The organism is Pseudorhodoferax sp. Leaf265 (genome assembly GCF_001422365.1).
Lineage (GTDB): Bacteria > Pseudomonadota > Gammaproteobacteria > Burkholderiales > Burkholderiaceae_C > Pseudorhodoferax.
Genome location: NZ_LMMT01000001.1, coordinates 315,008 through 337,745, shown reverse-complemented (window position 1 = coordinate 337,745; position 22,738 = coordinate 315,008). Strand labels below are relative to the sequence as shown.

Annotated in this window: 25 protein-coding genes; 13 read left to right on the top strand and 12 right to left on the bottom strand. The window is 68.5% G+C overall.

The genetic code is table 11. The features are described from left to right. The first annotated feature begins 5 nt into the window (after window positions 1–5). Window positions 6–1,280, top strand: coding sequence for a branched-chain amino acid ABC transporter substrate-binding protein (locus ASF45_RS01605; RefSeq protein ID WP_056655867.1), 1,275 nt, complete (start codon window positions 6–8; stop codon window positions 1,278–1,280). A 3-nt stretch (window positions 1,281–1,283) separates the two neighbouring features. Here ASF45_RS01605 and ASF45_RS01600 read toward each other — a convergent pair whose 3' ends face one another. Next, a complete protein-coding gene (locus tag ASF45_RS01600; RefSeq protein WP_056655864.1) occupies window positions 1,284–1,514 on the bottom strand; it encodes a hypothetical protein in 231 nt (76 codons plus the stop codon). 84 nt (window positions 1,515–1,598) lie between these two features. On the opposite strand from ASF45_RS01600, the gene ASF45_RS01595 reads away from it, so the two are divergent. Together ASF45_RS01595 and ASF45_RS01590 are read left to right on the top strand one after the other, a co-directional pair. Then, entirely contained in the window at window positions 1,599–2,762 is a 1,164-nt protein-coding gene (locus ASF45_RS01595; RefSeq protein ID WP_056655861.1) for a pyridoxal phosphate-dependent aminotransferase, read from the top strand. A gap of 208 nt (window positions 2,763–2,970) precedes the next feature. After that, the gene (locus ASF45_RS01590) at window positions 2,971–3,870 is read left to right on the top strand and encodes a LysR family transcriptional regulator (protein WP_056655858.1); all 900 of its coding nucleotides are present in this window, start codon (window positions 2,971–2,973) and stop codon (window positions 3,868–3,870) included. Here the strand turns inward: ASF45_RS01590 and ASF45_RS01585 are convergent, their stop codons facing one another. The 5 genes from ASF45_RS01585 to ASF45_RS01565 all read right to left on the bottom strand — a co-directional run bounded on the left by ASF45_RS01585 (window position 3,871) and on the right by ASF45_RS01565 (window position 7,253). After that, window positions 3,871–4,704 (bottom strand): zinc-dependent peptidase, encoded by an 834-nt coding sequence (locus ASF45_RS01585; protein WP_056655855.1) that lies wholly within the window; start codon window positions 4,702–4,704, stop codon window positions 3,871–3,873. Beyond that, on the bottom strand, window positions 4,701–5,513 hold the full coding sequence (locus ASF45_RS01580; protein WP_056655851.1) for a UDP-2,3-diacylglucosamine diphosphatase: 813 nt from the start codon (window positions 5,511–5,513) through the stop codon (window positions 4,701–4,703). The genes ASF45_RS01585 and ASF45_RS01580 overlap by 4 nt, the downstream gene beginning before the upstream one ends. Beyond that, on the bottom strand, window positions 5,513–6,019 hold the full coding sequence (locus ASF45_RS01575; protein WP_056655848.1) for a peptidylprolyl isomerase: 507 nt from the start codon (window positions 6,017–6,019) through the stop codon (window positions 5,513–5,515). Before ASF45_RS01575 ends, ASF45_RS01580 begins: the two co-directional genes overlap by 1 nt. Window position 6,020: 1 nt before the next feature. Beyond that, on the bottom strand, window positions 6,021–6,611 hold the full coding sequence (locus ASF45_RS01570; RefSeq protein ID WP_056655846.1) for a peptidylprolyl isomerase: 591 nt from the start codon (window positions 6,609–6,611) through the stop codon (window positions 6,021–6,023). Between the two features lie 69 nt (window positions 6,612–6,680). Next, window positions 6,681–7,253 (bottom strand): tetratricopeptide repeat protein, encoded by a 573-nt coding sequence (locus ASF45_RS01565; protein WP_056655843.1) that lies wholly within the window; start codon window positions 7,251–7,253, stop codon window positions 6,681–6,683. Between the two features lie 183 nt (window positions 7,254–7,436). Here ASF45_RS01565 and cysS point away from each other — a divergent pair, with 183 nt between their 5' ends. From cysS to ASF45_RS01540, 5 genes are read left to right on the top strand one after another with little or no spacing between them, the layout of a single operon-like run. Then, complete coding sequence (cysS, locus tag ASF45_RS01560) at window positions 7,437–8,840, top strand: cysteine--tRNA ligase (RefSeq protein ID WP_056655839.1); 1,404 nt, start codon at window positions 7,437–7,439, stop codon at window positions 8,838–8,840. A 45-nt stretch (window positions 8,841–8,885) separates the two neighbouring features. Further along, on the top strand, window positions 8,886–9,551 hold the full coding sequence (locus ASF45_RS01555) for a DNA-3-methyladenine glycosylase (RefSeq protein ID WP_235580781.1): 666 nt from the start codon (window positions 8,886–8,888) through the stop codon (window positions 9,549–9,551). Between the two features lie 24 nt (window positions 9,552–9,575). Continuing rightward, a complete protein-coding gene (locus tag ASF45_RS01550; protein WP_056655835.1) occupies window positions 9,576–10,550 on the top strand; it encodes an acetyl-CoA carboxylase carboxyltransferase subunit alpha in 975 nt (324 codons plus the stop codon). Window positions 10,551–10,557: 7 nt separating this feature from the next. Next, the gene (locus tag ASF45_RS01545) at window positions 10,558–11,220 is read left to right on the top strand and encodes a histidine phosphatase family protein (protein ID WP_056655831.1); all 663 of its coding nucleotides are present in this window, start codon (window positions 10,558–10,560) and stop codon (window positions 11,218–11,220) included. Between the two features lie 9 nt (window positions 11,221–11,229). Next, a complete protein-coding gene (locus ASF45_RS01540) occupies window positions 11,230–11,769 on the top strand; it encodes a methylated-DNA--[protein]-cysteine S-methyltransferase (RefSeq protein ID WP_056655829.1) in 540 nt (179 codons plus the stop codon). Here ASF45_RS01540 and ASF45_RS01535 read toward each other — a convergent pair whose 3' ends face one another. The 5 genes from ASF45_RS01535 to ASF45_RS01515 are packed head-to-tail and all read right to left on the bottom strand — an operon-like array spanning window position 11,770 to window position 16,940. Continuing rightward, entirely contained in the window at window positions 11,770–12,558 is a 789-nt protein-coding gene (locus ASF45_RS01535) for a crotonase/enoyl-CoA hydratase family protein (protein WP_056655825.1), read from the bottom strand. A 15-nt stretch (window positions 12,559–12,573) separates the two neighbouring features. After that, window positions 12,574–13,572 (bottom strand): acyl-CoA dehydrogenase family protein, encoded by a 999-nt coding sequence (locus ASF45_RS01530; protein ID WP_056655821.1) that lies wholly within the window; start codon window positions 13,570–13,572, stop codon window positions 12,574–12,576. Window positions 13,573–13,588: 16 nt separating this feature from the next. Beyond that, on the bottom strand, window positions 13,589–14,743 hold the full coding sequence (locus ASF45_RS01525; protein WP_056655818.1) for an acyl-CoA dehydrogenase family protein: 1,155 nt from the start codon (window positions 14,741–14,743) through the stop codon (window positions 13,589–13,591). Continuing rightward, window positions 14,740–15,975: a CaiB/BaiF CoA-transferase family protein gene (locus tag ASF45_RS01520; RefSeq protein ID WP_056655815.1), complete on the bottom strand. Its 1,236-nt coding sequence runs from the start codon at window positions 15,973–15,975 to the stop codon at window positions 14,740–14,742. Before ASF45_RS01520 ends, ASF45_RS01525 begins: the two co-directional genes overlap by 4 nt. Further along, window positions 15,972–16,940 carry a tripartite tricarboxylate transporter substrate binding protein gene (locus ASF45_RS01515; protein ID WP_056655812.1) on the bottom strand — a complete coding sequence of 323 codons (969 nt, stop codon included), beginning with the start codon at window positions 16,938–16,940 and terminating at the stop codon, window positions 15,972–15,974. Before ASF45_RS01515 ends, ASF45_RS01520 begins: the two co-directional genes overlap by 4 nt. 190 nt (window positions 16,941–17,130) lie before the next feature. On the opposite strand from ASF45_RS01515, the gene ASF45_RS01510 reads away from it, so the two are divergent. Both ASF45_RS01510 and ASF45_RS01505 read left to right on the top strand, forming a co-directional pair. Further along, window positions 17,131–17,445, top strand: a complete 315-nt coding sequence (locus ASF45_RS01510; RefSeq protein ID WP_235580780.1) for a helix-turn-helix domain-containing protein — start codon at window positions 17,131–17,133, stop codon at window positions 17,443–17,445. A 3-nt stretch (window positions 17,446–17,448) separates the two neighbouring features. After that, entirely contained in the window at window positions 17,449–18,804 is a 1,356-nt protein-coding gene (locus ASF45_RS01505; RefSeq protein WP_056655810.1) for a pitrilysin family protein, read from the top strand. A gap of 93 nt (window positions 18,805–18,897) precedes the next feature. Here the strand turns inward: ASF45_RS01505 and ASF45_RS01500 are convergent, their stop codons facing one another. Then, window positions 18,898–19,515, bottom strand: a complete 618-nt coding sequence (locus ASF45_RS01500) for a C40 family peptidase (RefSeq protein WP_056655807.1) — start codon at window positions 19,513–19,515, stop codon at window positions 18,898–18,900. Between the two features lie 246 nt (window positions 19,516–19,761). On the opposite strand from ASF45_RS01500, the gene ASF45_RS01495 reads away from it, so the two are divergent. From ASF45_RS01495 to ASF45_RS01485, 3 genes are all read left to right on the top strand, one after another. Next, the gene (locus tag ASF45_RS01495; protein ID WP_056655804.1) at window positions 19,762–20,916 is read left to right on the top strand and encodes a PQQ-dependent sugar dehydrogenase; all 1,155 of its coding nucleotides are present in this window, start codon (window positions 19,762–19,764) and stop codon (window positions 20,914–20,916) included. A gap of 187 nt (window positions 20,917–21,103) precedes the next feature. Beyond that, window positions 21,104–22,021 carry a PEP-CTERM sorting domain-containing protein gene (locus ASF45_RS01490; protein ID WP_056655801.1) on the top strand — a complete coding sequence of 306 codons (918 nt, stop codon included), beginning with the start codon at window positions 21,104–21,106 and terminating at the stop codon, window positions 22,019–22,021. A gap of 119 nt (window positions 22,022–22,140) precedes the next feature. After that, a complete protein-coding gene (locus ASF45_RS01485) occupies window positions 22,141–22,737 on the top strand; it encodes an isochorismatase family protein (protein WP_056655799.1) in 597 nt (198 codons plus the stop codon). Window position 22,738 lies beyond the last annotated feature (1 nt).

Genomic DNA, 22,738 nt, shown 5'->3' with positions numbered 1-22,738 from the left:
TTTGAATGCACGTACCGCGTAGACGGGTCTTGAAAAGCGCTGCGGCAGCGCTATCTGTGACGGCCTTTCCGTTCGTGGCCGCACAGCCGGCGCCGGTCCGCCTGGCCATGATCGAGACTTTGAGCGGCCCCTTCGCCAACACCGGCGAGGCGGTGTTCCGTAACCTCGTGTGGGCGGCCGAGCGCGTGAACGCGCGCGGTGGCCTCCGGCTGTCCGGCGGCGCGCGTCCGCTGGCCATCACGCGCTACGACAGCAAGGGCCAGACCGAGGAGGCACTGAGCGCACTGCGCTCGGCCATCGATGACGGCGTGGGTTTCGTGGCCCAGGGCAACTCGTCCGCAACGGCAGCGGCCCTGCTCGATGCACTGAACAAGCACAACGAGCGCGAGCCCAAGCGCCGCGCGCTGTACCTGAACTACTCGGCCGTCGACCCCATCCTGACCAACGAGCGCTGCAGCTTCTGGCACTTCCGCTTCGATGCCCATGCCGACATGCGCATGGCCGCGCTCATGGAGGTGTTGCGCGAGGACGAGGCGGTCAAGAGCGCCTACCTGATCGGTCAGGACTACAGCTTCGGTCAGGCCGTGCTGCGCGAGGCGCGGCGGCAGCTGCAGGCGCAGCGGCCCGACTTGGCCATCGTCGGCGACGAACTGCATCCCATGGGCCGCGTGAAGGACTTCCTGCCTTACGCCGCCAAGATCAAGGCCAGCGGCGCTGGCGCTGTCATCACGGGCAACTGGGGCAACGACCTGACGCTCCTTGTCAAGGCCGCGCGCGAATCCGGTTTCGACGGCAAGTTCTACACCTTCTACGGCAATGCGCTGGGCGCGCCGGCGGCGCTCGGCGATGCGGGCATCGGCAAGGTCATCGCGGTGGCTGACTGGCTGCCGAACCTGCCAGGCGCCCAGAGTGAGGCCTTCTACCAGGCCTTCCGCCAGCGCTATCCCAAGCCGGCGGACGACTATGTCCACATGCGCATGCAGCTCATGGTCGAGGCCCTGGCCCAGGCCATCGAAAAGGCGGACAGCCTGGATGCTGCGAAGGTGGGCGTGGCGCTGGAGCTGGCCAACGTGACTCTGCACGGGCAGACCGGCCGCATGCGGGCATCCGACCACCAGTTCCAGCAGACCCTGGTCGTGGGTGTGATGGACCGCCAGGGGGTGCCGGGCGTCAAGTTCGACGTGGAGGGCTCGGGCTACGGCTTCCGCGTGATCAAGCAGGTGGCGGCGGGTCGCGCCGAGATGCCGACCAGCTGCCAGATGGCGCGGCCGGCGGCTTGAAGCTCAGCTGGTGTAGCCGGCGCAGGCGCCGGCGTTGGGCCGGCCCTTGCATTCGCGCAGCAGCCGGCGTTCGCGTTCGCGGGCACTCTCTTGCGTGCTGTTGGGGATGAACTTGGGCGCTGCCGCCTTCCTCTTCGATGTCGCGCCGTTCTCGGCCTTGGCGGCCGCGGTCGGCAGGGTGGTCAACAGGCCCAGCGCCAGGCAGGCCGCGGACAGCGGGATGGACATGTGCATGATGGTTTCTCCCAGGGCCTGCGCAGTGTCTTCCAGCCCTGCGCTCGCTACCATGGCCCGCTGCGTGAACCATTGCCCAATCCGATGAGAAAAGCCATCCAAGACCTCGCCGAATCGCAGATCCGCGAGGTGGCCAATGCCGGCATCGGCCGCGACGACGTGCTGCCGTTCTGGTTCGGCGAGAGCGACGAGGTCACGCCCGCGTTCATCCGCGAAGCCGCCATCGCATCGCTGCAGCGGGGCGAGACCTTCTACGCCCACAACCTGGGCCTGCCCGAGTTGCGCGAGGCCATCGCCGGCTACATGTCGGAGCTGCACGGACCGGTGGCGGCGGACCGCATCGCCGTCACTTCGGGCGGCGTCAATGCCTTGATGCTGGCCGTCCAATGCCTGGTCGATCCAGGCGACGAGGTGGTCGCCGTGACGCCCGTGTGGCCCAATCTGACGGCTCAGCCCGTCATCCTGGGCGCGCGCCTGCGCTGCGTGCCGTTGCGGCCCGTGGATGGCCGATGGACGCTGGATCTGGACGCGCTGCTGGCTGCCATCACGCCGACCACCCGGCTGCTGATCGTCAATGCCCCGAACAACCCCACGGGCTGGACGCTGAGCGCCCAAGAGCAGGCTGCATTGCTCACGCATTGCCGCCGCACCGGCACCTGGATCCTGGCCGACGAGGTCTACGAGCGCCTTTACTACGCGCCGTCACCGCAGGGCTGCGCGCCGAGCTTCCTCGACCAGGCGCAGCCGCAAGACCGGCTGGTGGTGGTGCACAGCTTCTCCAAGAGCTTCTTGATGACGGGCTGGCGGCTGGGCTGGCTGGTCATGCCCGCCACGCTGACGCAGGCGATGGGCAAGCTGATCGAGTTCAACACGTCCTGTGCCAGTGTGTTCACGCAGCGCGCGGCCCTGGCGGCGCTGGCAGGCCGCAACGAGGTCACGCCGCGCGTGGTGGCGCACCTGCGCCAGTGCCGCGACACGCTGGTGCCGCTGCTGGCCGCCATGCCGCAAGTGCGTGTATCGGCAGCGCAGGGTGGGATGTACGCCTTCTTCAGCCTGGCAGGTGCCGACGACTCCCTGGCCGTGGCCAAGCGCCTGGTGCGGGAGGCCGGCCTGGGCCTGGCGCCAGGTTCCGCCTTTGCGCCGCAGGCCCAGGGTTGGCTGCGCTGGTGCTTTGCATCCCGCGACCGCCATCGATTGGTGCAAGGGGCTGAGCGACTGGATCGCTGGCTCCGCAATCAGCCAAGTTGACTAGCCCTGCATACCTAGTGATTTGCATATAATTGCATACATAAAAAGTCTGATATCTTTTTGTTTAGCCACAAAACCAGGTGTATTCACCGAGAAACGTGATTTTTTTGTGTACTGCGTTGCAGCTTGCCCTTTAAGATTTGCTCATTCTGGTGCCGAATCGGGTCTTCCGAGCTGAGCCGAGCAAGTTGTTTCCTACAGGTGTGCGATGGACCGAATTTCCGCGATGCGTGTGTTCAGTGAAGTGGTGACGCGCGGCAGCTTCACGGCGGCCGCCAACACCTTGGGCATGTCCCGGGCCATGGTGACCCGGCACATCGGCGAGTTGGAGCGTTGGCTGGGCGCGCGCCTGTTGCAGCGTTCCACGCGCCGCCTGTCGCTCACCGAGGCGGGCGAGGCCTGCGTGGTGCGCAGCCGCCAGTTGCTCGAACTCGTCAACGATGTGGAGCAGGTGGTCGGCCAGCGCGACACCGAGCCGCACGGCCAGATCCGCGTGCAGTGCAGCCCGGCATTCGGGCAGGCCTACCTGTCCGCCATCCTGGTCGACTATCTGGCCAGGTACCCGCGCACCAAGGTCGATCTGGTGCTCAGCGATCAGCCGCTCAATCTTGTCGATGAGCGCATCGACCTGGCGATCCGCATGACCAACGAGCTGGATCCCGCGCTGATCGCCAAGAAGTTGAGCACCTGCCGCGCCGTGCTCTGCTGCACGCCGGCCTACCTGGACAAGAACGACGCGCCCAAGACGCCAGACGATCTCACCCAGCACAACTGCCTGTCCCATTCGCGCGTGGAGAAGAGCCAATGGAGCTTTTCGCGCCAGGGCGAGGAATGCCTGGTGCAGGTCTCGGGCAGCTTCAGTGCCAACGACACCATGAGTTTGGTGGAGGCGGTGCGCGCCGGTGGTGGCCTGGCGGTGCTGCCGAACTACGTGGTGGCGCCGATGCTGCGCGATGGTGAGCTGGTCAGCGTGCTGCCGGACTGGCATGCCGACGAACTCGGCATCTATGCCTTCTACATCTCGCGCCGCCACCAGCCCGCGAGCCTGCGTACGCTGCTCGATGTTCTGACCCAGCGCCTGGGCAACACGCCTCTGTGGGAACGCTGATCAACCCGGGCGGAAGAACGCGTCCAGCACGGGCAGCAAATTGGCGAAGTCCGCACTGAAGCGCGGCCGGTTCACGAAGTAAGCCTCGCAGGCCACCGCGAAAAATTCATCCAGGCTCTGGCTGCCATAGCTGTCCAGCCAGGGCATCTCCCCACCGAAGCGCTCGGCGACCACCACCTGGTCGCAGAACTGGGCGTAGGCTTCCTCCCAGACCTTGAGCCACTGCCGACGTGCCTGCGCGGCGCTGTGCGCACCCATGAAGCCGGGCGGCAGAGGAGGGCAGCCGTCGGGTGCGCCGTCGGCCATGTCCAGCTTGTGCGCGAACTCGTGAATGACCACGTTGTAGCCCGCGTCCGCGCTGTCGCTGGCTTCGCGCACGGCTTGCCAGCTCAGCATCACCGGCCCTTGGTCCATGGCCTCGCCAGCAAGCACCTCGTCGTAGGCATGGACAACGCCAGTCTCGTCGACGGATTCGCGGCGCGCGACGACCTCACCGGGCTGCACCACGATGCCGACGAAGTCGGCATACCAGCGCAGCACCGAGCCGCGGCCCGGTGCGCCGCCATCCGGGCGGGCTGTGAGGTGCAGCAAGGGAAGGCAGGCCTGCGCCGCGATGGCGATGGCCATGGGGTCGGTGACCTGCAGGCCGCTGGCACCGTGGAATTCCTTCTGGGCGAGGAACTCGGCGCTCAGCGCACGCAGGCTCTGTTGCTCGTTGAGAGAGAGGGCCTGAAGGAAACCGTGGTCGGCCAGCACGGCCTGCCAGAGCGGATCGGGGATGGTCAGCGGCGCGCGCTGCCACCAGCGTAGCAGCCGACGCCAGCCGCCGCTCATGCGGCGGGCGTGACGGCGATGCGCCGGGGTGCGGCGTCGATGGCCAGGCGCAGCAGCTCCAGCCGCGGCGGCAGGGCGGTGGCTTCCCAGTCGCTCATGACGATGCGCGTGAGGCCTTCACCCAGGTCATGGTCGGCCGGCAAGTGGGTGTGGCCGTGGATGAGCGTGTCGCTCTGCGCGGCGCGCAGCCAGGCGCGGACCGCTTCGGCATCGACGTCGGCATAGCCCAGTCCCTGGTCCTTGCGCTGCTCGCTGGCCTGGCGGATCTGCCGAGCCATCTGCCGGCGCATGGCCAGTGGGTGCTGCAGCGAGGCCTTTTGCCAAGCCGGGTTCTGCACCTGCAGGCGGAACTGCTGGTAGGCCACATCGTCCAGGCACAGTGCGTCACCGTGGCTCAGCAACCAGCGGCGGCCGCCGAACACCAGCACCGTGGGATCGTGCAGCAACTGCATGCCGGTGGCGGCCAGCCCCGCGGCGCCGAACAGGAAATCCCGGTTGCCGTGCATGAAGTACACGGGGCGCTGCGCCGACACGGAACGAATCACCTCGGCGCACTGACGCTCGAACTGCCCGAGCGGGCTGTCGTCGCCCGCCGCCGGGTCCAGCGCGTCGTCGCCGACCCAGACCTCGAACAGGTCGCCCAGCATGAACAGCGCATCGGCGCGGCTTTGCGTGACAGCCTGCTGCCAGGCCGCGAACGTGGCCGGCTCTTGCGGACGCAGGTGCACATCGGACAGCAGTTCGATGCTGCGCCAGTCGCCGGGCGCGACGAGCTCGGCGAATGTCGGCAGGGCCGGCTGCGACTGCATCAGAGTGCGATGGCCTTCTCGATGACCAGGTCTTCGACCGGCACGTCGTCGTGGAAGCCCTTGCGGCCGGTCTTCACGGCCTTGAGCTTGTCGACGATGTCGGTGCCGCCCACGACCTTGCCGAACACGGCATAGCCCCAGCCCTGCGCCGAGGGCGCGGTGTGGTTCAGGAAGGCGTTGTCGACCACGTTGATGAAGAACTGGGCCGTGGCCGAGTGCGGGTCGTTGGTCCGCGCCATGGCCAAGGTGTACTTGTCGTTCTTCAGGCCGTTGTTGGCCTCGTTGTTGATCGGTGCGTCCGTGCCCTTTTGCTTCATGCCGGGCTCGAAGCCACCGCCCTGGACCATGAAGCCCGGGATCACGCGGTGGAAGATGGTGTTGTCGTAGTGGCCCTTCTTGACGTAGGCCAGGAAGTTCTCGGCGGACTTGGGTGCCTTCTCGGCGTCCAGTTCGATCGTGATGACGCCGTAGTTGGCAATGTGCAGTTCGACTTGGGGTTGGCTCATGTCATTTCACCAGGGTTGCGGATTGGATGAGGATGGGCGTCTGTGGCGCATCCGTCGGGAAGGGGCCGCCCGGGCCGGTCGGGACGGCCTTGATCTTTTGTACCACGTCCATGCCGGCAACCACCTTGCCGAATACCGTGTAGCCCCAACCCCGGGGCGTGGGCGCGGTGTGGTTGAGGAAGGCGTTGTCGTTGACGTTGATGAAGAATTGCGAGGTGGCCGAATGCGGCTCGCCCGTGCGGGCCATCGCGATGGTGTAGGTGTCGTTCTTCAGACCATTGCTGGCTTCATTGGGGATGGGCGCGCGCGTCGGCTTTTCCTTGTAGTTCTGGTCGTAGCCACCGCCCTGGGCCATGAAGTTCGGGATCACGCGGTGGAAGATGGTGCCGTCATAGTGCTTGTCGCGCACGTACTGCAGGAAGTTCTCCACCGTCTTGGGCGCCTTGTCGGGGTAGACCTCGACCGTGAAGCTGCCCAGGCTGGTTTTGAACAGCACGTGCGGCGCATCGGCGGCCTGGGTCAGCGGAGCAAGAGCGAGGCCGGCGCACAGCACGAGGGCGCGGCGCGACAACGGAAACAGGCGAGCGGTCATGGGGCGACTGGGTGGTTGGAGAAAGAAAGCACGCCGAAGGCCGGCGGCCCGGCGCGGTGGAGCGCGAACTTACTTGCCGGGCGCGCGCGGCTTGGCGGCCTGGGGTGCCAGCATGGTCGTCAGCGCAGCGGCCTTCTGCGTGGCTTGCGGGTTGTTGGCCTGCAGTTGCAGCGAGCGGCCATAGGACTGGCTGGCCAGCTTGGCGTACACATCGCCCAGGTTCTCGTGTGCGGTGGCGTAGTTTGGGTTCAGGCGGATGGCCATCTCCAGCGCCGTGCGCGCCTTGTCGTACTGGTTCTGGCCCGCGTACAGCACGGCCAGGTTGTTGTACGGCTCGGGCAGTTCTGGGAATTCCTGGGTGATCTGTGTGAGCGTCTCGACCGCTTCGTCGGGCTTGCCCTGTTCGGTCTGCACCACGCTCTTCAGGAAGCGCATCTGCGGGTCGCGCGGCTTGCCGGCCAGGTACTGCTCGACCTTGGTGCTGGCCTCGGCCAGCTTGCCGGTGCGCACCAGTTGGCCCACTTCGGCATACGGGTCGGCTTGCGCGGTGGCCGCCTGGCCGGCCCATGCCGCGCTAGCGATGGCGAGAGCGCGCGCCAAATGCAGAGCGGAAGGCAGGATGCGGGACAGCGCTTGCTTCATAGAACCTCTTGCTCAATACGTAAAGACAGCCTGCGCACGCGGCTATAGAATGCCGGCGATTCTAGCCGAGGGGGGTGTGCGGCCCGGCGCAGCGCCAGTGCAGCCACCCTCGTGAAAGCGGGCCTTGACGGCCCTGTCGACCCCCAGGACGTCATCGAACGGTCCTGTGTTTTCCCGGATTCCATGAGTTTGCGCATCTACAACACGCTGACGCGTGCGTTGGACGTTTTTTCGCCGATCGAGCCCGGCCATGTCCGCATGTACGTCTGCGGCATGACCATCTACGACCTGTGCCATGTGGGCCACGCCCGCATGATGATGGCCTTCGACGTGGTGCAACGCTGGCTCAAGTGCAGCGGCCTGCGCGTGACCTATGTGCGCAACATCACCGACATCGACGACAAGATCATCCGCCGTGCGGTGGAGCGCGGCATCACCATCCGTGCGTTGACCGACGAGATGACCGCGGCCATGCATGCCGACATCGGCGCGCTGGGCATCGAGCCGCCCACGCACGAGCCGCGCGCCACCGACTACGTGCCGCAGATGCTGGGCCTGATCGAAACCCTGAAAGGCAAGGCCCTGGCCTACCGAGCGAACAGCGGTGACGTGAACTTCGCGGTGCGCAAGTTCCCGGGCTACGGCAAGCTGTCCGGCAAGTCGCTGGACGAACTGCGTGCCGGCGAGCGCGTGGCCGTGCTCGACGGCAAGGACGATCCGCTCGACTTCGTGCTCTGGAAGGCCGCCAAGCCCGAGGAGCCTGCCGATGCGCAATGGGACAGCCCGTTCGGCCGCGGCCGGCCCGGCTGGCACATCGAGTGCTCGGCGATGAGCTGCGCGCTGCTCGGCGAGAGCTTCGACCTGCACGGCGGCGGTGCCGACCTGCAGTTCCCACACCACGAGAACGAGATCGCGCAGAGCGAAGGCGCGAGCGGCAAGCCGCTGGCGCGCTTCTGGGTCCACAACGGCTTCGTGCGCGTGGACAACGAGAAGATGTCCAAGAGCCTCGGCAACTTCTTCACCATCCGCGAGGTGCTCAAGAAGTACGACGCCGAGACGCTGCGTTTCTTCATGGTGCGCACGCACTACCGCAGCCCGCTGAACTACAGCGATGCGCATCTGGACGACGCCCGCAGCGCATTGCGCCGCCTGTACACGGCACTGGAATCCGTGGCGCCGCAAGACGTGGCGATCGACTGGACCCAGCCGCAGGCCGCGCGCTTCAAGGCCGCGATGGACGAAGACTTCGGCACGCCCGAGGCTGTCGCCGTACTGTTCGATCTGGCAGCCGAAGTCAACCGCACGCGCTCGGCCGAGACTGCGGGCCTGCTGAAGGCGCTGGCCGGCACGCTGGGACTGCTGCAGGGCGACCCGGTCGCGTTCAAGCGTTGGCGCGCAGCCGATGGCGGTGACGCTGCTGCCGCGGGCCTGTCGCCCGAAGCCATCGCCGAGCAGATCGCTGCCCGCGCCGCCGCCAAGGCTGCCAAGAATTTCGCCGAAGCCGACCGCATCCGCAAGAGCCTGCTGGAGCAGGGCATCGTGCTCAAGGACAGTCCGACCGGCACCACCTGGGAGGCCGCGCAGTGATGCATGCTTCCCTGGCGCCGCGCGCTGGCGCGGCGAGGATGGCCCATGGCAGCTAGGGCACGCAAGATGGCCGACATGCCCGTGGTGCAGGTCTACACGCCGGAATACTGGCAGGACGCCTGCCGCCACCTGGTGCGCAAGGACCGCGTCATGAAGCGGCTGATCCCGCAGTTCGGCGACGCCTGCCTGGAGACGCGGGGCGACGCCTTCATCACGCTGGCGCGCAGCATCATCGGCCAGCAGATCTCGGTGAAGGCAGCGCAGACCGTGTGGGACCGCTTCGCGCTTCTGCCGCGCGAGCTGACACCGGCCGGCGTGCTCAAGCTCAAGGTCGACGACATGCGTGCGGCCGGCCTGTCGGCGCGCAAGGTCGAGTACCTGGTCGACCTGGCCCTGCATTTCGAATCCGGCGCGCTGCACGTGCGCGACTGGCATGCGATGGAGGACGAAGCCATCATCGCCGAGCTCGTCGCCATCCGCGGCATCGGTCGCTGGACCGCCGAGATGTTCCTGATCTTCCACCTGATGCGGCCCAACGTGCTGCCGCTGGACGACATCGGACTCATCAACGGCGTGAGCCAGAACTACTTTTCCGGAGACCCGGTGAGTCGCAGCGACCTGCGCGAAGTGGCGGCCGCCTGGGCCCCCTTTGCCAGCGTGGCCACTTGGTATATTTGGCGATCGCTCGACCCGCTGCCGGTCGGGTATTGAACACAGAACAGAAGGAGAGTGGCTTTGCCCAAAAGAACCTTCCTCGATTTCGAACAGCCCATTGCGGACCTCGAATCCAAGATCGAAGAGCTGCGCTACGTGCAGACCGAGTCCGCCGTCGACATCTCGGCCGAGATCGACCAGCTCGGCAAGAAGAGCCTGCAGCTGACCCGAGACATCTACGGCGTGCTGACGCCGTGGCAGATCACCAAGATCGCGCGCCATGCCGAGCGGCCCTACACGCTCGACTACGTGAACGAGATCTTCACCGACTTCGTCGAGATGCACGGCGACCGGCACTTCGCCGACGACCTGTCCATCGTCGGCGGTCTGGCGCGCTTCAACGGCCATGCCTGCATGGTGCTGGGCCACCAGAAGGGCCGCGACACCAAGGAGCGTGCGCTGCGCAACTTCGGCATGACCAAGCCCGAGGGCTACCGCAAGGCGCTGCGGCTCATGAAGACGGCCGAGAAGTTCAAGCTGCCGGTGTTCACCTTCGTCGACACGCCGGGCGCCTATCCGGGCATCGACGCCGAGGAGCGTGGCCAGTCCGAGGCCATCGGCCGCAACATCTTCGAGATGGCGCAGCTCGAGGTGCCCATCATCACCACCATCATCGGCGAGGGCGGCTCCGGCGGTGCGCTGGCCATCGCGGTCGCCGACCAGGTGTTGATGCTGCAGTACTCCATCTACTCGGTGATCAGCCCCGAAGGCTGTGCGTCCATCCTCTGGAAGACCTCCGACCGCGCGCAGGATGCCGCCGATGCGCTGGGCATCACGGCGCACCGGCTCAAGGCCCTGGGCCTCATCGACAAGATCGTCAACGAGCCCGTGGGCGGTGCGCACCGCGACCACAAGCAGATGGCCGCCTTCCTGAAGCGCGGCCTCAACGACGCGTTCCGCCAGGTCAGCGACCTCAAGGTCAAGGAACTGGTGGACCGGCGCTACGAGCGGCTGCAGAGCTATGGCCGCTTCAACGACACCAAGGCCGACAAGTAGCCGCGCGATGGTGGGCACTGCACCCCTGCATGTGAGCCGAGGCCTGGAACGCCTGCCCGTGCTGTGCGCTGCCGCGGGCTGCCAGCTGCCCGAAGGGCTGCAACGCTTCTATTTCCTGCGCCACGGGCAGACTGCGCGCAACGCCTTGCGCATCTTCCAGAGCATCGACGAGCCGCTCAACGAGACGGGCCTGGCCCAGGCCGAGCAGGCTGCGGCATTGCTGGCCGAGGAACTGGCTGGCAACGAAGGCGTTCACATCGTCTGCAGCGATGCGCCACGTGCGCTGACCACGGCACGCACGGTCGCGCGCTTGCTCGCGCGCGAAGAGCGCCTGCACGCGGGCCTGCGCGAGCGCCATTTCGGCGCGCTGATCGGCAGCTCGTCGGCCAACATCGATTGGGACTGCGCACCCGAGGGCGGCGAGACGCTGGACCAGTTCGTGGCGCGTAGCCTGGCCGCGCTGGCCGAGGCCGTGGCCCATCCTGCGCCCGTGGTCGTCGTCGCCCATGGCGGCACGCTGCACGTGCTGGCCTGCGCGCTGGGCGTGGTGCTGGATGCGGCGCTGCTGGCCAACGCCACGCCGCTGCGCTTCGACCGCGCAGGTGCGGGCTGGACCGTGACGCGGCTCGGCACTGCGGCCGTGGCAGACGCCGCACCCAATCTCGCCTGAGCCCTGGCGATGGCCACCACTGGCCTGTACCTGTTCGACACGGCCATCGGCCGCTGCGGCATCGGCTGGGGCGCGCGTGGCATCGCCTCCGTGCAGTTGCCCGACCGCAGCGAGTCGCGCCTGCTGGCCCGGCTGCGCCAGCGCCTGCCCGACGCCGAGATCGCACCGCCGCCCGAAGCCGTGCGCATCGCTGCCGAGCGCACCACCGCGCTGCTGGCCGGCGCACCGGACGACCTGCTGGACATCGCGCTCGACATGGACGGCATCGCGCCCTTCCACCAGCGCGTCTATGCGCGCGCCCGCGCGATTCCGCCGGGCCGCACCATCACCTACGGCGAACTCGCGGCCGACATCGGCGAGCCGGGCGCCGCGCGCGCGGTCGGCCAGGCGCTGGGCCTCAACCCGTTCGCGCCCATCGTGCCCTGCCACCGCATCCTCGCGGCGGGCACGCGCTCGGGCGGCTTCTCCGCGCCCGGCGGCGTGGACACCAAGCTGCGCATGCTGCTGGCCGAGCACGCCGCGTTCGGCGCGCCCGGCCTGTTCGACTGATCAGCTGAACCTGGGCGCGCGCTTCTCGATGAAGGCGCGCACGGCTTCCTCGTGGTCGGCCGTCTTGTGCGCGATGGCCTGGTAGCCGGCCGACATTTCCAGCAGCGATTCCAGCGTGCTGTTCTGGCCTTCGCGCAGCAGCCGCTTGGTCATGCGCAGCACGCCGCCCGGATTGGCCGCGATCTTGGCTGCCAGCGCGCGCGCCTCGGCCATCAGCGCATCGGCCGGCACCACGCGCGAGACCAGGCCGCAGGCCAGCGCCTGCTGCGCGTTGAGCGCCTCGCCCGTGAACGCCATCTCGGCCGCCTTGGACATGCCGACAGCACGCGGCAGCAGCCAGGCGCCGCCATCGCCGGCCACGATGCCGACCTTCACGAAGCTCTCGGCGAAGGTGGCGTTCTCCGAGGCGATGCGGATGTCGCACATGCAGGTCAGGTCCAGGCCGGCGCCGATGGCCGGGCCGTTGACGGCGCAGATGGTCGGCACGTCCAGGTTGTAAAGCGCTTTGGGGATGCGCTGGATGCCATTGCGGTATTCCTCGCGGATCACCTCGGGCGACAGGCTGTCGCCGAAGAAGCGCTGCATGTCCTTGACGTTGCCGCCCGAGCTGAAGACGGGACCGGTGCCTGTGATGATCACGGCGCGCACCGAGGTGTCGCGGCGGATCGCGTCGCAGGCCTGCACGAACTCGTCGACGGCCGTGTTGCCGGTCAGCGCGTTGCGCGTCTCCGGCTGGTTCATGGTCAAGGTCAGGATGGCGCCGTCGCGCGCGGTGGTCAGGAAGCTCATTGGGGGTCTCGCGGTTCAGTGGACGGTGGTGGCGGCGCGGATCGTATCGAGGACCAAGGTCTCGCCGCTGTCCAGGTGGTGACGGCCGGCCACGCCATGCCAGTAGGACTCGCTGCCGGCGGCCTGGCGCCAGGCGTGCAGGCGGCGCGTGAAGAGCTGCAGGTCGAACTCGGCCGTGAAGCCGATCGCGCCGTGGATGGCATGGGCCATGCCTGCCACTTCGAGCGCTGCTTCGCTGGTACGGGCTTTGGCGATGGCCACGTGCAGCCGCTCGGGCACGAGATCCTCGGCGCGGCAGCCGAGCTGCGCAGCCGTGCGCGCAGCGAACACATGCTCGGCCATGACCGCGAGCTGGTGCTGGATCGCCTGGAACTTGCCGATGGGCCGGCCGAACTGCTGGCGCTCGTTGGCGTAGGCCAGCGTGCGGTCGAAGGCCGCGCGCATGGCGCCAGCCAGCTGGGTGGCGTACAGCGCGGCCTGCAGCAGGCGCAGATCCCCGGGGTCGCCCCGAACGGGCATGCCGGCCTCCCAGGCCTGCGCAGGCCAGCGCAGCGCAACGTCGAGCACGAAGCCAGCCGGCATGGCCTGGGCCGTGGCCACGGGCAGCAGGCGCAGCGCAGCGCCGCGCGCGACCAGCACCTGGTCGGCCACGCGGCCGGTGCGCACGAGCGGGCAGACCACCTCGTCGCCCGGGGTGTCGGCCTCGGCGAACACGGTGCTGCCGCGCGGCACGGCCACACCGGCGCGCGCCAGCCAGCCGCGCGCGAGCACGGTCTCGCCCAGCGGCACGGGCACGGCATGCGTGCCGCACAAACTCAGCACGCCGAAGACCTCGTGCAGCGCCAGGCCCGCGCCACCCTGGGCCTCGGGCACGAGCGCATCGGCGAAACCGGCCTCCTCGATGGCCTGCCAGAGCGCGCAGTGGTCGCCGCCGGTCTCGATGGCGCGCACGACGTCGGGGGTGGAGAGGTCGCGCAGCAGTTGCGCGACCGCCTCGGAAAACAAATCGTCCATGGTCTCGTCGTCCTTCTCAGCGCAGGCCCAGGCCGCGCGCGATCATGCCGCGCAGGATCTCGCGCGTGCCGCCACGCAGCGAGAACGAGGGGGCGACCTGGGTCACGTAGTCCAGCGTGTGCAGCAGGCCCAGCGGCACGCTGCCCTCGGGCCGCGAAAACAGGTCGTCGGCGATGGCGGCGGGGATCAGCTGCTCCACGCCCGTGCCCAGGTCTTTGACCAGGGCGGCCTCGACCAGCGGGCTCTCGCCACGCGTGAGCTTCTCGGTCACGGCCACCGACATCGCGCGCAGCGGTGCCAGCGCGCAGACGATGCGGCCGGCCAGGCGCTCGGCCTCGGGCGTGCGGCCGGCCTCGCGCACCCAGGCCGCCCACTGGTCGAACAGCACGATGCTGGAGAACAGCCGCTCGGGCCCGCTGCGCTCGAAGGCGAGCTCGGCGTTGACCTGTTCCCAGCCCTTGCCCTCAGCACCGACCAGCGCGTCATGACCCAGTTGCACGTCGTCGAAGAACACCTCGCAGAAGTGCGCGTCGCCCGACTGGTCGGTGATGGGCCGCACGCGCACGCCCGGCGCCTTCAGGTCCACGATCAGCTGCGACAGCCCCTTCTGCCGGTCCTCGGTGGTGCCCGAAGTGCGCACCAGCGCGATCATGTGGCTGCAGTGGTGGGCGTTGGTGGTCCAGATCTTCTGGCCGTTGAGCAGCCAGCCACCATCGTGGGGCGTGGCCCGCGAACGGACGCTGGCCAGGTCCGAGCCGGCGCCGGGCTCGCTCATGCCGATGCAGAAGTAGGACTCACCGCGGCAGATCGGCGGCACGTAGCGCAGCTTCTGTGCCTCGGTGCCGTAGCGCAGGATCAGCGGCGCGCTCTGGCGGTCGGCGATCCAGTGCGAGCCCACGGGCGCGCCCCAGTTCAGGAACTCCTCGACCAGCACGTAGCGCGCGAACGCGCTGCGGCCGCCACCACCATAGGCCGGCGGCAGCGTGATGCCGAGCCAGCCCTGTTGGCCCAGCTTGCGGCTGAAGGCCGGGTCGTAGCCGCTCCAGGATTTGGCGCGCACGTGGGCAGGGACGTCCTTCAGGGCTTCGGCCAGGAAGGCGCGCACGGGCGCGCGCAGGGCTTCGTCCTCGGGCGGGATCGCGGTCAGGGTCAGGGAATCAAGTGCGCTCATCCCAGGGCACCTTTCTGTTGCAGTTCATCGATGTCCTTCTCGCTCATGTGCAAAACGTCGTGCAGCACCGCGCGCGTGTGCTGACCCAGTTGTGGCGGGGCCTCGCGGTACTGCACGGGGGTGTCCGACAGGCGGATCGGGTTGGCCACCAGTGCCACATCGGCGCCGGCCGCATGCGGCATCGCCATCTGCAGGCCGCGCGCGCGCACCTGCGGATCGGCGAACACGTCGGCGATGCTGTTGATCGGCCCGCAGGGCACGCCGGCTTTTTCCAGCAGCGCGATCCAGTCGGCCGTGGTGCGCTGCACGGTCGCGGAGCGCAGCAGCGGGATCAGCACGTCGCGGTGCTGCAGCCGGTCCGTGTTGCGCACGAAGCGCGGGTCGCTCGCCCATTCGGGGTGGCCGGCCGCCGCGCAGAAGCGCGCGTACTGGCCGTCGTTGCCCGTGGCCAGGATCATGTGGCCGTCGGCCGTCGGAAAGTCCTGGTAGGGCACGGTGTTGGGGTGCGCGTTGCCCATGCGCTGCGGCGCCTGGCCGCTGTGCAGGTAGTTCATGGCCTGGTTGCCCAGGCAGGCCACGCCCACGTCGAGCAGCGCGAGATCAATGTGTTGCCCGCGGCCCGTGCGTGCCCGCGCATGCAACGCGGCCTGGATGGCGTTGGCCGCGTACAGGCCGGTCAGGATGTCGGTCAGCGCCACGCCCACCTTCATGGGGCCGGCGCCGGGCGCGCCGTCGGGCTGGCCCGTGATGCTCATGAGCCCGCCCATGCCCTGGATCAGGAAGTCGTAGCCCGCGCGCTGCGCGTAGGGGCCGGTCTGGCCGAAGCCCGTGATCGAGCAATAGACCAGGCGCGGGTTCAGTGCCGACAGCGTGGCCCAGTCCAGGCCGTACTGGGCCAGGCTGCCGGTCTTGAAGTTCTCGACCACCACGTCGCTCTGCTGCGCCAACTCCTGCAGCAGTCGCTGGCCCGCGGGCGTCTGCATGTCCACCGTGATCGAGCGCTTGTTGCGGTTGGTGCAGAGGTAGTAGGCCGCGTCCGTGGTGGGCGCGCCCTGGCCGTCGCGCACGAAGGGCGGGCCCCAGGTGCGTGTGTCGTCGCCGGCGCCGGGGCGCTCGACCTTGACGACCTCGGCGCCCAGGTCGCCGAGCAGCTGCGCGGCCCAGGGGCCGGCCAGCACGCGCGAGAGGTCCAGCACGCGGATGCCTGCAAGGGCGCCATGCTGCTGCGTCATTGCAGTTCGACCTTGGCCTGGGCCGCGATGCGCTTCCACAGCCGGATCTCCTCGGCCTGGAAGGCGCGCATCTCCTGCGGACCGCCCTGCATGACCTCGGCGCCGATGCGTTCGTAGAAGGCGCGCGTCTCGGGCAGGCGCTCGATCTGCGTCAGCAGCGCGGCCAACTTGTCGGCCTCGGCCTTGGGCGTCTTGGCCGACACCATGGCGCCGACCCAGGTGTAGGCCGTGAAGCCCGCAAGGCCGGCCTCGGTCGCGGTCGTGACCTCGGGCAACGCGACCGTGCGCTTGTCGGAGGCCACGGCCAGCGCGCGGATGCGGCCGCTCTTGACCATCTCCTGTGCGCTCGTCATCTCGGCGAAAGCCAGGTCCACGGTGCCGCCGGCCACCGCCGCCACGGCTTCGTTGGCGCCCTTGAAGGGCACGTGCGTGGTCTGCACCCTGGCCGCGTCGTTGAACAGCTCGGCCATGAGCTGGTAGCCGGCCGAGCCGGCGCCGTAGTTCAGCGCGGTCGGCCTGGCCTTGGCCGCGGCGATCAGGTCCGCCAGGCTCTTGTGCGGCGAGCTGCCCGGCACGATCAGCAGCGCGGGCGAGCGCATCATCATGCTGAGCGGCGCAAAGTCCGTGACCGGGTCGTAGGGCAGGGCCTTGAACAGCGCCGCGTTGACGGCCAGCGTGGAGTTGCTGCCGACGAAGACGGTGTAGCCGTCCGCAGGCGCAGCCAGCACGGCCTGCACCGCGAGGAAGCCGTTGGCGCCGGCCTTGTTCTCCACCACCACGGGCTGGCCCGTCAGGTCCGAGAGCTTCTTGCCGAAGTAGCGGGCCGAGGTGTCGGTGCCGCTGCCGGGCGGGAAGGGCACGACGAACCGGATCGGCTTGTGCGGGAAGTCCTGGGCCTGAACCGGCAGGCCGGCGGCCAGGCCGGACGCGGCGAGCAGTGCCAGCAGGGTGCGGCGGTGCAGCATGCGCTTGTCTCCATGTTGTCGATGGCGCGGACCATAGCGCCGCTCCGATAGGGCGTCCAATACCGATTTGGGCCGGTCTGATACGGGGATCGAATCAGGCCGGCGGGCCGCTCAGATGTCCCTGAGCAACTGGTCCGCGATGCCGCGCGCCCGTGATGGAGGGCGGCCGGCTGCCGGAGGCCGCGCCCGCATGAGCGCCGGTCCGATCGCGCAAGCTGCCGCGCTGCTGCGCGGCGACAATGCCGCGATGACCCAAGGCAAGCGCATTTCCACAGACATCGGCGACGACGCCTTGCAGACCATCCGGGCGCTGGGCGCGGCAGCCAAGGCCGCGCGGCTGGCGGCGGGAGAAGGCCAGGCCGCTGCGGCCGCGCGCCTGGGTGTGCATGTGCAGACCATCGGCCGCGTGGAGGCGGGCGAGCCCGGCGTGTCCATCGGCCACATGGTCGGCCTGCTGGCGCTCTACGGCGTCGCGGTCCAGCCGCAGCCGCTGCAGGACCGCTGAGCCATGGCACCCCATCCGGAGGCGGGAGGCGCCACGGCGCTCCGCACGCTCGCGAACGGCGTGCGCCTGCTCGCCGTCCCGATGCCGCATGTGCAGAGCGTGAGCGTGGGCGTCTTCCTGCGGGTCGGATCCCGCGACGAGACGCCGGCCACCAACGGCATCAGCCATGTCCTGGAGCACATGGCGTTCAAGGGCACCGCCACGCGTTCCGTGCAGGCGATCAACCTGGACGCCGAGCGGCTGGGCGCCGATGTCAACGCGTTCACGGGCAAGGACGCCACGGGCTACTTCATGACGGGTCTGGGCCGGCATGCCGACCAACTGCTGCGCATGACGGCCGACATCGTGCTGAACAGCAGCTTTCCCGCCCACGAGCTGCAGCGTGAGCTGGAGGTGATCCGGCAGGAGGCCATCGAGTACGACGAGGATCCGCAGGACAGCGCCGACGAACTGCTCGACCGTGCCATCTGGGGCGATGCCGCCATGGGCATGCCCGTGATCGGCACCATCGCCAACATCGAAGGCTTTGCGCGCGGCGACCTGGTGCGCCATGTGCAGTCGCACTACGTGGCGGAGAAGACCGTCGTCGCAGCGGCGGGCAACTTCGACGTCGCGGCCTGGATGGCGCTCGCCGCAGAGCTGTTCGATGCGATGCCGCCAGCGCACGATCCATCGGTGGCCAGGCCCCCGGCGCCCACGGCCTACGTCGGGCAGGCCGTGGCACGGCGCTTCACGCAGGTCTCGCAGGTGTTCCTGAACATCGCCTACCCCGTGGCGCCGACGCGGCCGGATGCGGTGTCCGGGCAGCGCTGGCGCCTCGTGGCGGCGGTGGCCGCCAACCTGTTCGGCGGCGGGATGTCCTCGCCCCTGGCCGACACGGTGCGGGAGAAGCTCGGCCTGGCCTACACCGCCGATGCCACGATCGACAAGGGCGACGTCTGGGCCAACTTCGTCGTGCACGCGGTGACGACCCCGGACAAACTGGACGCGCTGGTCACTGCCACCGGCGAGCTGCTGCGTGCGCAGGCGGCGGCGGTCGATCCCGTGCATCTGGAGCGGGCCAAGAACCAGCTGGCCGTGGCGCGCGTGCGCGCCGCGGAACGCACCTACGCCACGATGGAGCAGGCCGTGGAAGAACTGCAGGCCAGCGGCAGTGTGCTGTCGCTGGCCGACGCGCTGGCCATGGTCGAGGGCATCAGCGCGGACGAAGTGCGCGCCGTCTTCGTGCGCATGCTGGCCCATGCGCCGGCGCTGGCGATCACGGGCAAGGGCGCCAGTGCCCGGAGCGCGCGGCAGCTGGCCGCGCGCCTATTGGTACCAGGCCACGGCCCTGGGCAGGCCGGGCTGGCGCTTCCATGATGGCCGGGCTTCCAAACAAGCAACTGGTGTTTCGGCTGCTGCGCAATCTGGCAGCGCAGGAATTCGGGGGCTGAGGTCGGGCAGGGGAGCGGCTCAGTTGCCGCCGGCGCCCAGCTTGGTCAGCGCACTGGCGTCCAGCGGCGTGTCGGTCTCGACACGGCGGGCGCCGTCGAAACGGCGCTTCCAGTAGCTGCTGTCCATGTCTTCCACGCGCACCTTGGCGCCGCTGCGCGGGGCGTGCACGAACTTGCCGTCGCCCACGTAGATGCCCACATGGCTGAAGGCGCGGCGCATGGTGTTGAAGAACACCAGGTCGCCGGGTTGCAGGTCGCGCTTCTCGATGGTGTCGGTGGCGGCGGCCTGCTCGTTGGCGCGGCGCGGCAGCACCAGGCCCACGGTCTGCGAATACACGGCACGCACGAAACCACTGCAGTCGAAGCCCGATTCCGCCGAATTGCCGCCACGCCGGTAGGGCACGCCCAGGAAACCCATGGCCGTGCCGACCAGGTCGGAGGTGGTGTCGCGCACGGTCTGGCCGACCTGCTCAATGTGTCCCAGGGTCTGCCGGACCAGGCCACGCTCGGCCAGCACGCGCTGCATGTCGGCCGGCATCTCGGGCGATGCGGCCGGCAGCGATGGCTCCGGGGGGGCGGCTTGGGCGGCGCTGGCGACGCAGCAGGCGAGGAGGAGAACGGCGGTCCAGCGAGGCATGGGGCGGGAGAGTAAGGCCTGCGCTATTCAGGCGTCAAGCGAGGATATCATTGTAAGTAGTTGATTCATAATGATTTACAAATTAAATTTGTAACACCACCCGACTTTGTCGGACAAAAACAAGGGCTGGACTCCTACAAACGGATGAAATTGGTGTCGAACGAATCGCGAGGCGCATTGCTCCAAGCGGCGTGCAAATGCTGGCACGGTGCCCGGCATGCACCCCCTATTTCCAGGATGTGACGCATGCCCCTGTTCCCGTTCTCGCGCCGGATCGGCCTCCTGCTGGTGGGCCTGGGCCTTGTTCTCGCCGGGCCCGCGAGCGCCCAGACGCCAGCGCGTGTGCAGCCCGTGGCCGCCGGATTGCAGAACCCCTGGGGCCTGGCCTTCCTGCCCGACGGTCGCTTCCTCGTGACCGAGCGGCCCGGCCGCATGCGCGTGGTCGAGGCCGACGGCCAGCTCGGCGCGCCGCTGGCCGGCCTGCCCGAGATCGCGGCCGGCGGCCAGGGCGGCCTGCTCGACGTGGTGCTGGACAGCGGCTTCGCCGACAACCGCACGCTCTACTTCTGCTACAGCGAGCCGGCCGAGGGCGGACGCGGCAACAGCACGGCCTTGGCCCGCGCCAGGCTGTCGGACGACCGCAGCCGCCTGGAAGACCTGCGCGTGGTTTTCAGCCAGAAGCCCAAGGTGTCCAGCAGCGCGCATTTCGGCTGCCGCATCGTCGAGCGCCGGGTCGGCGGCAAGCCCGACGGCACGCTGTTCCTCACGCTGGGCGACCGCTACAGCCGCATGGCCGATGCGCAGACCCTGGACAACCACCTCGGCAAGATCGTGCGCGTGGGCAAAGACGGCAGCGTACCCCGGGACAACCCCTTCGCCGGCCGCGCTGGCGCGCTGCCCGAGATCTGGAGCTACGGCCACCGCAACCTGCAGGGTGCCGCGCTGGCGCCCGATGGCCGGCTCTGGACGCACGAGCACGGCGCCCAGGGGGGTGACGAGATCAATGTGTCCCAGGCTGGCCGCAACCACGGCTGGCCGGTCATCACACACGGCGTGAACTACGGCGGCGCGCCCATCGGCGAGGGCCTGACCGAGAAGGCCGGCATGGAGCAGCCGCTGCACCATTGGGTCCCTTCGATCGCGCCCTCGGGCATGGCCTTCCTGACGAGCGAGCGCTATGGCAAGGCCTGGCAGGGCAGCCTGTTCGTGGGCTCGCTCAAGTTCGGCCGGCTCCACCGGCTGGAACTGGGCGCCGACGGCCGGGTGGTGCGCGAGCAATCCTTGCTGGCGGAAGTGGGCCAGCGCATCCGCGACGTGCGCCAGGGGCCCGACGGCCTGCTCTATGTGCTGACCGATGCCAGCAACGGCCAGCTGCTGCGGCTGCTGCCGGACGCACCCTGATTCGCTGAAAAACCGCGCACTTACCCGCTGGAGGTGTGTCGATAAACCTGTCAAAAGAAACGGGTTGTGTGTGACTTATGACCTGGCTTGCATAGCTTGTTCAGAGGAAAAGTTGGCACATCGCATGCGCATGGCCCGTTTTATGCAGATTGTGGTGTCCCCACATCCAACAAAGAACGGAGGCAACATGTCCCGCACCATTCGCTCAGGTTTCATCGCAGCTGCACTGGCGATCGGCGCTGTGCACTCGGCCCACGCCGTGGCCACCATCACCTTGCCGACCTCGCCGATCGATGGCATCGGCCCGCAGCAGTTCGACCAGGCCCTGGTCTATTCCTCGTCCTTGCTGGCCCAGCAGCAGGCGGCTGGCCTTATGCCTGGCAACAACAGCGTGTTCGACTTCGCGGTCGGCTCCGGCACCTTGGGTGTCATCGTGTATTCGAACAACGGCGTGGCGAATCCTTCACCGTTCGCGGCGCCGATGGACGCAGGCCAGACGGGCAGTTTCGACGGCACATGGGGCATCGGCGCGGCAGGCACCATCGATGCGCTGCGCACGCTGTTGACCATCGGCGGCACGGCCTACCAGCCCTTGTTCGTGTTCGACCACAACGAGAACCAGCAGAGCCCCAACCTGCTGATCTCCGGACGGGTGGCGGTCTACCGTGGCGGCAACCTGCTGCAGGAGTTCGCGCTGGACACGGTGGCCAACGGGACCTACGACGTCAATGCCCGCGTGACCTCCTGCGGTCACCCCACGGTGGGCGCGAACCCGGACCTGCCGCTGGGTGATTGCAACATCCTCACGCCCAGTGCCAACACCTATACCTGGACCACCAACGGCAGCGGCAAGCCCGACTACTTCGCGGTCTTCCCGACTTTCGACCTGTACAGCGGTGGCTTCCTGCCGAGCGACTCCATCGTGATCCAGATGTCGCTGCGCGACATGAATCCTGGCTTCGATGAACTGGCCATCGCCGGCTACCTGTTCCAGTCGCGCAACGACGTGCCGGAACCGGGTACGCTGGCCTTGGCCGGCCTGGCGCTGGTCGCCCTGGGTGCCGCGCGGCGCCGTGGGCGTGCAGCCCAGCGCCGCGGCCGCTGAAGTCCCGTCTTCCGCTCGCCCCGGAGCCCCGCCCAGGCGGGGCTTTTTTACGTCCGGGCGGCGCAACGGCCGCAGCGGCCCGCCTATCATGGGCGGCTTTCCCAAGACCGACAGATCCCATGCTGCTGCAAGCCTCCACCTCCCAACTCGTGCTGGTCGACTACCAGCAAAAGCTCATGCCGGCCATCGCCGGCCATGCCGAGGTGGCGGCCAATGCGTTGCGGCTGGCCCAGGCCGCGCAGCTGCTGCAGGTGCCGGTCTGGGGCACGGAGCAGAACCCCTCCAGGCTCGGGCCCAACCTGCCCGAGCTGCGCGCGCTGTGCCAGCGCACGCTGGCCAAGATGCACTTCAGCGCCGTGGCCGAAGGCCTGGGCGAATGGCTGCAGCCGCCCGCCAAGCCGGCCGCCGGCAACGCGCGCAGCCTGCCCAAACACCTGCAAAAGCCGGCCGAGGCCGAGCGCGGCAGCATCGTGATCGCCGGCTGCGAGGCCCATGTCTGCCTGCTGCAAACCGCGCTCGAACTGCTCGAGGACGAGATGGAGGTCTGGGTCGTCACCGACGCCTGCGGCTCGCGCACCGAGCGCAACCGCGATGCCGCCTTCGACCGCCTGGCCGGTGCCGGCGCCGAACTGGTGACCACCGAGATGGTGCTGTTCGAGTGGCTGGAGACAGCCGAACATCCCGAGTTCAAGGCCGTGCATGCGCTGATCAAGTGAG